This window comes from Pseudomonas frederiksbergensis (assembly GCF_003732705.1).
Taxonomy (GTDB): domain Bacteria; phylum Pseudomonadota; class Gammaproteobacteria; order Pseudomonadales; family Pseudomonadaceae; genus Aquipseudomonas; species Aquipseudomonas frederiksbergensis_F.
In genome coordinates this window covers 455,463-468,575 of the sequence record NZ_MOBR01000009.1, presented here as the reverse complement: position 1 = coordinate 468,575, position 13,113 = coordinate 455,463, and the positions used below count along the sequence as shown (strand labels likewise).

11 protein-coding genes are annotated in these 13,113 nt (G+C 62.3%); 10 read left to right on the top strand and 1 reads right to left on the bottom strand.

Translation table 11 applies throughout. The annotated features are described in order from the left end of the window. Nucleotides 1–38 precede the first annotated feature (38 nt). From BK667_RS13820 to BK667_RS13775, 9 genes are all read left to right on the top strand, one after another. Nucleotides 39–995, top strand: a complete 957-nt coding sequence (locus tag BK667_RS13820; RefSeq protein ID WP_123597927.1) for an ABC transporter permease — start codon at nucleotides 39–41, stop codon at nucleotides 993–995. After that, the gene (locus BK667_RS13815) at nucleotides 992–1,867 is read left to right on the top strand and encodes an ABC transporter permease (RefSeq protein ID WP_123597926.1); all 876 of its coding nucleotides are present in this window, start codon (nucleotides 992–994) and stop codon (nucleotides 1,865–1,867) included. Before BK667_RS13820 ends, BK667_RS13815 begins: the two co-directional genes overlap by 4 nt. 1 nt (nucleotide 1,868) lies before the next feature. After that, complete coding sequence (locus BK667_RS13810; RefSeq protein WP_123597925.1) at nucleotides 1,869–3,710, top strand: ABC transporter ATP-binding protein; 1,842 nt, start codon at nucleotides 1,869–1,871, stop codon at nucleotides 3,708–3,710. Then, nucleotides 3,707–4,015, top strand: a complete 309-nt coding sequence (locus tag BK667_RS13805; RefSeq protein ID WP_123597924.1) for a (2Fe-2S)-binding protein — start codon at nucleotides 3,707–3,709, stop codon at nucleotides 4,013–4,015. Before BK667_RS13810 ends, BK667_RS13805 begins: the two co-directional genes overlap by 4 nt. Beyond that, a complete protein-coding gene (locus BK667_RS13800; RefSeq protein WP_123597923.1) occupies nucleotides 3,997–5,373 on the top strand; it encodes an FAD/NAD(P)-dependent oxidoreductase in 1,377 nt (458 codons plus the stop codon). The genes BK667_RS13805 and BK667_RS13800 overlap by 19 nt, the downstream gene beginning before the upstream one ends. Further along, the gene (locus BK667_RS13795; RefSeq protein WP_123508186.1) at nucleotides 5,370–6,524 is read left to right on the top strand and encodes an NAD(P)/FAD-dependent oxidoreductase; all 1,155 of its coding nucleotides are present in this window, start codon (nucleotides 5,370–5,372) and stop codon (nucleotides 6,522–6,524) included. The genes BK667_RS13800 and BK667_RS13795 overlap by 4 nt, the downstream gene beginning before the upstream one ends. Then, the gene (argE, locus tag BK667_RS13790) at nucleotides 6,521–7,678 is read left to right on the top strand and encodes an acetylornithine deacetylase (RefSeq protein WP_123508187.1); all 1,158 of its coding nucleotides are present in this window, start codon (nucleotides 6,521–6,523) and stop codon (nucleotides 7,676–7,678) included. The genes BK667_RS13795 and argE overlap by 4 nt, the downstream gene beginning before the upstream one ends. A gap of 228 nt (nucleotides 7,679–7,906) precedes the next feature. Beyond that, complete coding sequence (locus BK667_RS13780) at nucleotides 7,907–9,364, top strand: NAD-dependent succinate-semialdehyde dehydrogenase (RefSeq protein ID WP_123597921.1); 1,458 nt, start codon at nucleotides 7,907–7,909, stop codon at nucleotides 9,362–9,364. Nucleotides 9,365–9,391: 27 nt separating this feature from the next. Continuing rightward, complete coding sequence (locus tag BK667_RS13775) at nucleotides 9,392–10,471, top strand: tartrate dehydrogenase (protein WP_123597920.1); 1,080 nt, start codon at nucleotides 9,392–9,394, stop codon at nucleotides 10,469–10,471. Nucleotides 10,472–10,610: 139 nt separating this feature from the next. Here the strand turns inward: BK667_RS13775 and BK667_RS13770 are convergent, their stop codons facing one another. Beyond that, nucleotides 10,611–11,537 (bottom strand): 2-hydroxyacid dehydrogenase, encoded by a 927-nt coding sequence (locus tag BK667_RS13770; protein WP_123597919.1) that lies wholly within the window; start codon nucleotides 11,535–11,537, stop codon nucleotides 10,611–10,613. A gap of 272 nt (nucleotides 11,538–11,809) precedes the next feature. Here BK667_RS13770 and gabT point away from each other — a divergent pair, with 272 nt between their 5' ends. Then, complete coding sequence (gene gabT, locus BK667_RS13765; protein ID WP_123597918.1) at nucleotides 11,810–13,102, top strand: 4-aminobutyrate--2-oxoglutarate transaminase; 1,293 nt, start codon at nucleotides 11,810–11,812, stop codon at nucleotides 13,100–13,102. Nucleotides 13,103–13,113: the final 11 nt, after the last annotated feature.

The following is a 13,113-nucleotide window of genomic DNA, read 5'->3' as shown; positions in this document are numbered from 1 at the left end:
TCGGGTGGTACGTCAGGGACAGTGCAGGAGGGTAGGCGATGAATAGCAACACACTGTGGTTGATCGGCCGGCGTCTGGGCGCCGCGATCGTGACTTTGTTGATCGTGTCCATGGTCGTGTTTGCGATCACGGCGATATTGCCGGGGGACGCGGCGCAACAATCGCTGGGGCAGTTCGCCACGCCGGAACAAGTGGCGGCACTGCGCCTGAAACTGGGGCTCGACCAGCCCGGTGTGCTGCGTTACCTGCACTGGCTGATGAACCTGCTCAGCGGCGACATGGGCCTGTCAGTGTCCAACGCGATGCCGGTCGGCGAATTGATGGCCGGCCGCGTGCCCAACACCCTGATGCTGGCGGCCGCCACGGCGCTGGTCTCGGTGCCGGTGGCGCTGATCCTGGGCATCGGTTCGGCAATGGGCCGGGGCGGGCGCATCGACAGTTTCCTGAGCTTCTTCACCCTGGCCATGGTCGCCGTCCCGGAGTTTCTGGTGGCGACCCTGGCGGTGCTGATTTTTGCGGTGAACCTGGGCTGGTTGTCGGCGCTGTCGTATGCCAGCGACATCACTTCACCGTGGCAATTCATGCGTACCTACGCCTTGCCGGTGATGACCCTGTGCTGCGTGATCGTGGCGCAAATGGCGCGCATGACCCGCGCCGCTGTCATTGATCAACTCGACAGCCCCTACGTGGAAATGGCCCGGCTCAAAGGCGTCAGCCCGATGCGTATCGTGCTGCGCCATGCCTTGCCCAACGCGATCGGGCCGATTGCCAACGCCATCGCCCTGAGCCTCTCGTACTTGCTCGGCGGGGTGGTGATTGTCGAGACGATCTTCAACTATCCCGGCATCGCCAGCCTGATGGTCGATGCCGTGACCAACCGTGACATGGCGCTGGTCCAGGCCTGCACCATGTTGTTTTGCACGGCGTATCTGGGGTTGGTGCTGATTGCCGACCTGTGCGCGATTCTGTCCAATCCGAGGCTGAGAAACCAATGAACAATCTCATTGTGAAATCGACGCCTGCGACCCCTGACCTGTCGGTTGGCAAGGTGTCCCATGGCCCCGCGTGGCTGGGTCTGATCGGGGCTGCAATGTGCGTTATCTGGTTGCTGGTGGCGATTTTCGGCCCGTGGCTGGCGCCGCACCCGGTCGGTGAAGTGGTCTCCGACAATGTCTTCGATAGCATCAGTGCCCTTTACCCGTTTGGCACCGATTACCTTGGGCGCGACATGCTCAGCCGCGTCTTGGTCGGCGCGAAATTCACGGTCGGCCTGGCGTTGATCGCGGCGGTATTGGCCAGTGGTTTGGGCACCAGTTGCGCGTTGCTCTCGGTGGTGTCGCCGAAGTGGCTGGACGAAGTGATCAGCCGCTTGATGGATGCGTTTATCTCGATCCCGAGCAAGATGCTGGCGTTGATCATGGTGTCGGCGTTTGGCTCCTCGGTGACCTTGCTGATTTGCACGGCGGTGCTGAGCTTCACCCCCGGCGCGTTCCGTATCGCCCGCAGCATGGCGGTGAACATCGAAGCCCTGGAATACGTGCAAGTCGCCCGTACCCGTGGCGAGCGCCGCTTGTACATCGCTTGCGTGGAAATCCTGCCAAACATGCTCAACCCGGTGCTGACGGATCTGGGCCTGCGTTTTGGCTTTATCGTGTTGCTGCTCAGCGGTATGAGCTTCCTCGGCCTCGGTGTGCAACCGCCGGATGCCGACCTCGGTTCGCTGGTGCGGGAAAACATCGGCGGCCTCAATCAGGGCGCGCCGGCCATCGTGATTCCGGCGCTGGCCATCGGCACCCTGACCATCGGTGTGAATCTGTTTATCGACAGACTGTCGTCCCGACGTAGCCGCCGCACGGGAGGGCATTGAAATGACTGAATTGATTCGAGTCGAAGACCTGCGCGTGGTCGCCTGTGGCGAGCGCGGCGAAACGGAAATCGTCAAAGGCGTGAGCTTCGCCCTGGAAAAAGGCGAAGTGCTGGCGTTGATCGGTGAGTCCGGCTCCGGCAAGACCACCATCGCCCTGGCGCTGCTGGGCTATGCGCGACGCGGTTGTCGGTTGTCCGGTGGTGTGGTGCAGGTCGGCGAGCACAACATGCTCGCACTCAGCGAAAAAGAACTGCAGGGCCTGCGCGGCAACCGGGTGTCATACATTGCGCAAAGCGCGGCAGCGGCATTCAACCCGGCGAAGAAATTGATCGACCAAGTGGTGGAGGGCGCGCTGATTCATGGCCTGGGCACCCGCGCGACGCTCGAAGCCAAAGCCATCCAATTGTTCCGCGACCTGGCCTTGCCGGACCCGGACCGCATTGGCCAGCGCTATCCGCATCAGGTGTCCGGCGGGCAACTGCAACGGGTGATGGCGGCCATGGCGTTGATCAGCGATCCGCTGCTGGTGGTGCTCGACGAACCGACGACGGCCCTCGACGTGACCACCCAGATCGACGTGCTCCGCGCCTTCAAACGGGTGGTCCGGGAGCGTGGGGCGACGGCGGTGTACGTGTCCCACGACTTGGCCGTCGTTGCGCAAATGGCTGACCAGATCGTCGTGCTCAACGGCGGCCAGATCTTCGAACAGAGCGCCACCGCGCCACTGCTCAAAGGCCCGGCCCACGAATACACCCGCAGCCTGTTGGCGGCGGCGCGCCCCGATACGACGATTCGCCCACCCTGCGGTGTGGCGGAAGAAACGCCATTACTGACCATCCAGGGCCTGACCGCCGGATATGGCAACAAGAACATGCAAGGCATGCCAGCGATCCGTGTGCTGGAAGACATCGACCTGACCGTGCGCCGGGGCCAGGCCATCGGCGTGATCGGGGAGTCGGGTTCGGGCAAATCGACCCTGGCGCGGGTGGTGGCGGGGTTGCTGACCCCGGCGCTGGGTGGGTTGACCTTCGATGGTCAGCCCTTGGGCGGCAGCCTTTCCGAGCGCACCGACGAGCAATTTCGCCGCATTCAAATGGTGTTCCAGAACGCCGACACCGCGCTCAACCCGATGCACAGCGTCAGCACCATTCTCAGTCGGCCACTGAAGATGTATTTCGGCCTCAAGGGCGCCGCTTTACGCGAACGTATCGGCGAATTGCTGGACCTGGTGCGTTTGCCCCGGACCCTGGCCGAACGGCGGCCGAATGAACTGTCCGGCGGGCAAAAACAACGGGTTAACCTGGCCCGTGCCTTGGCGGCCAAACCGGATCTGATCCTCTGCGATGAAGTGACTTCGGCGCTGGACACGGTGGTCGGTGCGGCGATTCTCGAATTGCTGCGCGATTTGCGTCAGGAACTGGGGGTGTCCTATCTGTTTATCAGCCACGACATCTCTACGGTGCGGGCGCTGTGCGATGACATTGTGGTGATGTACAGCGGCCACAAAATCCAGGCCGGCACCCGGCAGTCGTTTGCCCAGGCACCGTTCCATCCGTACACCGACCTGTTGATCCATTCGGTGCCGGAATTGCGTCAGGGCTGGCTGGAAAACTGCGGCACCACTTGCGGTGAACTGCCGCCGATTGGTCCCAACGCCAACGTACCGGAGCTGTGCACCTTCCTCAGCCGTTGCCCGGTGCGGGTCGATGGCTTGTGCAATCGCACCGCGCCAAACCGCCGGATCATCGACGGCGGCAGTGAAATCCTCTGCCACCACGACAGCGCCGAGCTGCTGAAAACCCAGCAGGACTTGATCACCATGAGCCAGGGAGCCTATGCATGAAGGGGCGTTTTGTGAGGCTGGCCGAGCAGGGCCGGCCGACCGTCAGCTTGAAGGTGGACGGCGCGGCCATCGAGGCGTTGCAGGGCGACACCTTGATGGTGGCGCTGCTGACTCAGGGCAACGCGTTACGCCAATCGGAGTTCGATTCCGGTCGGCGCGCCGGGTTTTGCCTGATGGGCGCGTGCCAGGACTGCTGGGTCTGGACCCGCAGTGGCGAACGCTTGCGTGCCTGTTCCAATGAAGTCCGCGAAGGGCTGGACATCGTCACCACACAACCGGAGGCGACATGGCCACTGCACGGATAGTCATCGTTGGCGCCGGGCCGGCGGGTATTCGCTGTGCCGAAACCTTGCTGGCGGCGGGGTTCAAACCGATTCTGATCGATGAAAATCGTCGGGATGGCGGGCAGATTTATCGTCGGCAACCGGAAGGGTTTACCCGTAATTACGCCACGCTTTATGGAACCGAAGCGGCCAAGGCTCGGGACTTGCACCTGAGTTTCGACCGCTTGCGCGGCTCGATTGATTACCGTCCAGACACGCTGGTGTGGAACCTGACGCAAGGGCAATTATGCTGCGTCAGCCAAGGCAAACATTCGACGGTGGATTACGACGCGTTGATCCTCTGCACCGGCGCCACCGACCGCTTGATGCCGATTGAAGGGTGGCAACTGGCGGGCACCTACAGCCTCGGCGGGGCGCAGATTGCGCTCAAGTCCCAGGCGGTTTCCATTGGTCATAGCGTGGTGTTCATGGGCAGTGGGCCGCTGTTGTATCTGGTCGCGAGTCAGTATGTGAAGGCCGGCGCGAACGTGGCGGCGGTGCTCGACACGTCGCCGTTCATCAAGCGTATCGGTGCGTTGCCGAAGTTGCTGGTACGTCCCGGATTGCTGTTCACCGGAATGAAACTGTTGGCGCAGCTGTATCGGGCGAAGATTCCGGTGCACCTGGGGATCAAACCACTGCAAGTGCTGGGCGATGCGGCCAGTGGTGTCAGTGGTGTGCGGGTGTTGACCGCGCGTGGTGAGACTTTAACGGTGGAATGCGATGCCGTGGCCCTGGGTTATCACCTGCGCCCGGAAACTCAATTGGCGGACCTGGCCGGTTGCCGCATGCGCTTCGACGAAGCGTCCGGGCAATGGTGGCTGGCAGTGGATGAAGAAGGGCGGACCTCGGTCAGCGGCGTGTATGCCGCTGGCGACGGCTCAAAAATTCGTGGCGCGGATGCCGCTGAACATGCCGGACGACTGGTCGCCATGGCGTTGCTGGAAGATTTGCAGCAACCGGTGAACGCCGGGCTGCGCGATGAACAACGCCAGGCCCTGGCGGTGATGGACCAGTTCCGTCTCGGTCTGGCCCAGGCGTTTCCCTGGCCCGCCGAGCAAGCCAAATCGTTGCCAGACACCGCGATTGTTTGCCGCTGCGAGATGATCAGCGCTGGTGAGTTGCGAGCAGTCGTCAGCGAGAAGGGCGCCTGCGAAGTCAATCGGGCCAAGGCCTTTAGCCGGGTCGGCATGGGGCGCTGCCAGGGCCGTTATTGCTCTCAGGCCGGCGCCGAAGTGATCGCCGCCGCTGCCGGCGTCAGCGTGCAGCAGGTCGGCCGTCAACGCGGGCAGGCGCCGGTCAAACCCCTTTCGATGCTCACCGAGGAGGTGTCGCCATGACGCTACAGAAAGCCGATGTGCTGATTGTCGGCGGCGGCCTGATGGGCTCGGCGGCGGCGTTTTTCCTGCGCCAGCGCGGGCAGTCGGTGATCCTGCTGGAGCGCGACCAGATCGGGCAGTACGCCAGCGGCGTGAACTTCGGCAACGTGCGGCGCCAAGGGCGTTACCTCGGGCAACTGGAATTGGCCAACCGTTCCTGGGCGTTGTGGAAACGCTTGCCGGAATTGATCGACGATGACCTGGAATTCATCGCCAGCGGGCACATGCGCGTGTGTTATCGCGAAGATGAAATTGCTGAGCTTGAGGCGTATGCCGCTGCTCCCGAAGCCGCGCAATTGGATCTGAAAATTTATCGCGGCGCCGAGTTGCACCAGCGCTTTCCGTTCCTCGGGCCGGACGTGAAGGGCGGCTCCTATGCGCCTCACGATGGCCACGCCAACCCGCGTCTGGCTGCGCCGGCATTTGCCCGTGCGGCCCGACGACTTGGTGCGCAGATCGAGGAACAGACTGAAGTGGCCGAGGTGCAGAAGGTTGGCGGCGAGTTCAGCGTGACGACCACGGACGGTCGCCAATTCAACGCCGCACAGCTGCTGATCACGGCTGGAGCCTGGGGGCAAAAACTCTCGGATCAATTCGGCGAACCGGTGCCCCTGGACACCCACGGCCCGCAAATGGCCGTGACCGAACCGGTGCCTTACGCCTTGCCGACGGTAATCGGCGTCTACACCAAGATCCCCGAGGAAGTGATCTACTTCCGGCAGATTCCGCGCGGCAACATCGTCATCGGCGGCGGCTATCGCAGCAAACCGGACATGCTCAATCGCCGGGCCTACGTCGAGCCGCGCAGCATCCTCAACCAGATGGATCAAATGCGCCGCCTGCTGCCGGGCGTGGGCAACCTCAACATCATCCGCGTCTGGAGTGGCATCGAAGGTTATTTGCCGGACTCCTTGCCGATCATGGGCCCGAGCGGTACGGTCGATGGCCTGTTCTACGCGTTCGGCTTCTGCGGCCATGGCTTCCAGCTCGGCCCCGGCGTCGGCGACGTGATGGCCGAACTGATCAGCACCGGCAGCACCAGCACTTCGATTGAGCCGTTCTCCATTCGCCGGTTCGCCCATTTAGCCGAGCAACGGAGCAAGGCCTCATGAAACCCCGTGTACTGGATATTCTCAAACGCCTGATGGCCTTCGACACGGTCTCTTCGGAGTCAAACATGGCCCTGATTGAATACGTGCGTGACCTGCTGCTGAGCAAGGGCATCGAGTCGCTGATCGTCAAGGACGAAACCGGCAAAAAGGCCAACCTGTTTGCCAGCACCGGCCCCAAGGAACTGCCGGGGATTCTGCTGTCCGGGCACACCGACGTGGTGCCGGCGGCGGGGCAGGCCTGGACCGTTCCACCGTTCCAGGCGACGGTGCAGGACGGCAAGATTTACGGGCGCGGCAGTTGCGACATGAAAGGCTTTATCGCGTTGGCCATCGACGCGATGCTCGACGCCGCCGACCATTCCCTGAGCCGGCCGCTGCAACTGGCGCTGTCCCACGATGAAGAAACCGGTTGCGTCGGCGTGCGCCGCTTGCTGGATGTGCTGCACCTGACGCCGGTACGGCCGTTTTTGTGCCTGATCGGTGAGCCAACCAACATGCAATTCGTGCTTGGGCATAAGGGCAAGGGCTCGTATCGCACCTATTGCCGGGGCCTGGAAGCGCATTCGTCCCTGGCGCCGCGTTCGGTCAATGCGATTCACGTCGCCTGTGATTTCATCGCCGCGCTACGGCAGAGCCAGCAGCAGTTACAAGAGCAGGGCGCCCAGGATGCGGATTACGACGTGCCTTACAGCACCGTGCATGTCGGACAGATCGGCGGCGGCCGGGCGCTGAATATCGTGCCGAACCTTTGTACGCTGGATTTCGAAGTGCGCAATTTGCCGGCGGACAATCTGGAGCAGTTCCTGGAGCAGATGCAGGAGCGCGCGGAATTGATCGTGCGCGAGGCGCGGTTGCTATCGAGTGTCGCGGCAATCGAGATTGAAACCCTCAACGTCTATCCGGGCCTCGATACGCATCCGAGTGTAGAAGCGGTGCGCTTTCTGAAAAACTTCGCTGCACCGGATACTGGAACGGCCAAGGTGTCGTTCGGCACTGAAGGCGGGTTGTTCAAGCAGCGTTTGGATGTGCCAGTGGTGGTCTGCGGACCGGGCTCGATTGAACAGGCGCACAAGCCAGACGAGTTTATCGAGATCAGCCAGATGGAGGCCGGGGAACGGTTTCTGGATGGCCTGCTCGGTTCCCTGAAGTTGTGATGATCGTTCCCACGCTCCGCGTGGGAATGCCTCAACGGACGCTCCGCGTTCGGCTTTGGAAGGGACGCGGAGCGTCCCGGGCTGCATTCCCACGCGGAGCGTGGGAACGATCAGCATCTGCCGTTCCACCATCAATTTCAGCATCCGACACTGTCCACAAATCGCTTTCAGCATCCTCCTCCGCCACACCTCCATAGACTTAAGCCTGTCTCGGAACAGGACTCGACCATGCTCAAGAATCGTTTGAAAGACCCCAGCCTTTTGGCAGAACTCGCGTATGTGGACGGGCAGTGGATCGGCGCCGACAACGCCGCGACCCTGGACGTCATCGACCCGGCCAGCGGCCAGTTGCTCGCCCGTGTCCCCGCCATGCAAGGCGCCGAAACCCGGCGCGCCATCGAGGCCGCCGACAACGCCTGGCCGGCCTGGCGCGCGCGCCCGGCGGCGGAACGTGCGGCGCTACTGGAGCGTTGGTATCAGGCCATGATCGACAACCTCGACGACCTGGCACTGATCATGACCTGCGAGCAGGGCAAACCGCTGAACGAAGCCAAGGGCGAAATCCGCTACGGCGCCGGTTTCGTCAAATGGTTCGCTGAAGAGGCCCGGCGGGTCTACGGCGAAACCATGCCAGCCCCCAGCGGCGACCGTCGTCTGTTGACCCTCAAACAACCGGTTGGCGTCTGCGCGGCGATCACGCCGTGGAATTTCCCCAACGCAATGATCACCCGCAAATGCGCGCCGGCGTTGGCGGCGGGTTGCCCGATCATCGTCAAACCTTCTGACCTGACGCCGCTGTCGGCCCTCGCATTGGCGGTATTGGCCGAACGCGTCGGCATCCCGGCCGGGGTGTTCAACGTGCTGACCGGCATGCCCGCCGGCATCGGCGAAGAGCTGACCAGCAACCCGACCGTGCGCAAGATTTCCTTCACCGGATCGACTGCCGTGGGCCGCTTGTTGATGCGCCAGAGCGCCGAGCACATCAAGCGTTTGAGCCTTGAACTGGGCGGCAATGCGCCGTTCATTGTGTTCGACGACGCGGATCTGGAGCAGGCCGTGGCCGGGATCATGCTCAGCAAGTTTCGCAATGCCGGCCAGACCTGCGTCTGCGCCAACCGGATTCTAGTGCAGGACGGTATCTATGAACGCTTTGCCCAACGTTTGGTGGAGGAGGTCGGCAAACTCAAGGTCGGCAATGGCCTCGACGCCGATGTCACCATTGGCCCGTTGATCAACCCGGCCGCTGTCAGCAAAGTCGCCCGGCACATCGACGATGCCTTGAGCCAGGGCGCGACGCTGCTCTGTGGCGGCATTCCCGAAGGCGACAACCAGTTCGTGCAGCCGACGGTGCTCGGCGATACCCACGCCGGCATGCTGCTGGCCAACGAAGAAACCTTCGGCCCCGTCGCGCCATTGATGCGTTTTACCGATGAAGCCGAAGCCCTCGCGCTGGCCAATGCCACGCCTTACGGTCTGGGCGCCTACTATTTCACCCAGGACTTGCGCCGCTCATGGCGTTTCGGCGAGGCGCTGGAGTTCGGCATGGTGGGCCTCAATACCGGGATCATTTCCATGGAAGTCGCACCGTTCGGCGGCATCAAGCAATCGGGTCTGGGCCGCGAAGGCAGCAAGTACGGCCTGGACGAATACCTTGAAGTCAAAGCCTTCCACATCGGCGGGCTGTAACTCACAGACACTGGGGAGGCACGATTGATGAGCAAGACATTCAGAATCGCCGCGATTGCCGGCGATGGCATCGGCAAGGAAGTGCTGCCGGAAGGCTTGCGCGTGCTGGAGCAGGCCGCCAAGAAATGGCGGTTGGATCTGAGCATCGAAGTGCTCGACTGGGCGCATTGCGATTACTACCTGGCACACGGGCAGATGATGCCCGACGACTGGTTCGAACAGCTCAAGGGGTTTGATGCGATCTACTTCGGCGCTGTCGGTTGGCCGGACAAGGTGCCGGACCACATTTCCCTCTGGGGTTCGCTGCTGAAATTCCGCCGTGACTTTGACCAATACGTGAACATCCGCCCGGTGCGGCTGTTCCCCGGCGTACCGTGCCCGTTGGCCGGGCGCAAACCGGGGGACATCGATTTCGTGGTGATCCGCGAGAACACCGAAGGTGAATATTCCTCGGTGGGCGGCAAGATGTTCGAAGGCACCGAGCATGAATTCGTGCTGCAAGAGTCGGTGTTCACCCGTCGCGGCGTTGACCGGATTCTCAAGTTCGCCTTCGAACTGGCCCAGACCCGCCCACGCAAACGGCTGACGGCGGCGACCAAGTCCAACGGGATTTCCATCAGCATGCCGTATTGGGACGAGCGCACGGCGTTGATGGCGGCGAAGTACCCGGAAATCACCTGGGACAAGCAGCACATCGACATTCTGTGCGCGCGGTTTGTGCTGCAACCGGATCGGTTTGATGTGGTAGTGGCGTCGAATTTGTTTGGCGACATTCTTTCCGACCTCGGGCCAGCGTGTGCCGGGACCATTGGCATTGCGCCGTCGGCCAACCTTGATCCGGAGCGGCGTTTTCCGTCGTTGTTTGAGCCGGTGCATGGCTCGGCGCCGGATATTTATGGGCAGAACATTGCCAACCCGATTGCGATGATCTGGTCCGGGGCGTTGATGCTGGACTTCCTGGGCAATGGCGACGAGCGCTATCGCGCGGCGCATGATGGGATTTTGCAGGCGATTGAACGGGTGATTGCCGACGGGCCGATCACGCCGGATCTGGGCGGGAAGGGCTCAACCCAAGACGTCGGCAAAGCCATCGCCGACATTCTCTAACCCCACCACCGCACCCCTGCGATGATCGTTCCCACGCTCCGCGTGGGAATGCCTCAACGGACGCTCCGCGTTCGGCTCTGGATGGGACGCGGAGCGTCCCGGGCTGCATTCCTTTGCTGCGCGTGGGAACGATCTACCTCTAATAACCCTGGGCGCGGTCGATCTGGCCCACCATTGGCTCCCCTCGTTCAAACCGCCGAATATTCTCCAGCAATACCCCAACCGCACTCTCAGGCTGAGTCATCGCGGCAATATGCGGCGTCAGCAGTATCTGCGGATGCCCCCAGAACGGATGATCCGCCGGCGCCGGCTCTTCTTGCAGCACATCGAGCACTGCACCGCTGAGCTGCCCGCTGTCCAGCGCCTCCAACAGATCACTTTCCACCAGATGCCCGCCACGACCCATGTTGATCAACGCCGCGCCATGGGGCAGTTGCCGAAACAGCTCACGATCAAGAATCCCCTGGGTCTGTTCAGTCAGCGGCAACACGCACAACAGAATGTCGCACTGACTGAGAAACGCTGGGAGTTGCTCGCGACCGGCATAACAATCCACGCCCGCCACCTGATGCGCACTGCGTGCCCAGCCTTTCAACGCAAACCCCAACGGCTGCAATGTGGCCAGAATCTGCTGCGCCTGCGCGCCCAGGCCCATCACACCGACCCGGCGCTTGCTCGCCGGTTGCAGCAAGTGCGCCTGCCAACACCGCGCCATCTGTTGCTGACGATATCGCAGCATGTCGCGATGCAGGCTCAGCACCGCAAAACTGGCGTATTCACACATGCCACGGGTGATGCCCGGATCGAGCAACCTCACCACCGGCAAACTCGCGGGTAGGCGGTTGAGGTCCAGTTGATCGACCCCGGCGGAGAGCGCAAACAGAACCTTCAGATTCGGCAACAAGGTTTGCAGATCATCCGGCGCCTGCCACGCTGCCAAATATTCAATCTGCGACGGATCGCCAATGTCCGGCCAGGCGCGCCATTCGATATCCGGGGCGTGTTCGGCGAACAGCGCTTGCCACTGTTCGCCGCGCACAGGGTCAGCTTTATAAAGCAGGGCCATGGGCAATTCCTGAAAGGGTGAAGGTGCTCTCATCATCGCGCAATGCCGGCGCAGGATCTGTTGAAAGCGCCGGATTAAACGGCTCGCGTCACGGTGTATCGCCAAGGCTGCGGCAGATTCGGCGGGCTGAAGGAATCTGCCGTTTGGCAGGGTGAAAACAGTCGATCCGAATTTCTCAGGGGCCAAGTTCGGCGTAGTTCGTTTCGCCCAAGCCTTAATCTGAACACCATCGCAACCACCTCCCGGTTGCCGGACTCACGATGGGAACTGCCATGAATAGCAAAGTCGACGAAACCCCTCATTTGCTCCGTCAGCGCGATCAATTCGTGCCGCGTGGCCTGGTCACCGCTCACCCGTTGGTGATCGAACGCGCCCAAGGTGCCGAGTTGTGGGATGTGGACGGCAAGCGCTACCTGGATTTTGTCGGCGGCATCGGCGTGCTGAACATCGGCCACAACCACCCGAAAGTGGTCGCGGCGGTGCAGGCGCAATTGCAAAAGGTGTCCCACGCTTGTTTCCAGGTGGTCGCCTACAAACCGTATCTGGATCTGGCCCAGCGCCTGTGTGAAATGATCGGCGGCAAAGAAGCCTATAAAGCGGCGTTCTTCACGTCCGGCGCCGAGGCCGTGGAAAACGCAGTGAAGATCGCCCGGGCTCACACCAACCGTTCAGCGGTGATTGCCTTTCGCGGTGGTTTCCACGGTCGTACCTTGCTCGGCACCACGCTGACCGGCATGAGCCAGCCGTACAAACAGAACTTCGGGCCGTTCGCGCCGGAGGTGTTCCATACGCCGTATCCGAATGCTTATCGCGGTGTCACCAGCGACATGGCGCTCAAAGCGCTGGACGAATTGCTCGCCACCCAGGTGGCACCAGAGCGGGTCGCCGCGATCATCATTGAACCGGTGCAGGGCGACGGTGGTTTTCTCTCGGCCCCGGTTGAGTTCCTGAAGGGCCTGCGTGCACTGACTGAAAAACACGGCATCGTGCTGATCCTCGATGAAATCCAGACCGGTTTCGGTCGTACCGGCAAGTGGTTCGGTTTCCAGCACGCCGGCATCCAGCCCGACCTGGTGACCGTCGCCAAGAGCCTGGCCGGTGGCCTGCCGCTGTCGGGTGTGGTCGGCAAAGCCGCGATCATGGACGCGCCGCTGCCCGGTGGCCTGGGCGGCACCTATGGCGGCAACGCCTTGTCTTGCGCGGCGGCGCTGGCGGTGATCGATGCCTTCGAGGAAGAACAGCTGTTGGCGCGGGGCGAAGCGTTGGGCGAGCGTTTGCGTCAGGGGTTGCTGCGCTTGCAGAGCTGCCACCCGCAAATCGGCGACGTGCGCGGTGCCGGGTTCATGCTCGCCATCGAGCTGATCAAGAATGACGAGGCCCGCACACCAGACGCCGACCTCAACCAGCGGCTGATCGATGAAGCCCGCAAGGGTGGCTTGCTGGTGATCAAGTGCGGCGTGTACCGCAACGTCTTGCGGTTCCTTGCGCCGCTGGTGGCCACCGAAGCCCAGGTCGACGAAGCGCTGCAGATTCTCGAAGCCGCTTTGGCACGCGTCTTGAACTGAGCTCCTGCACG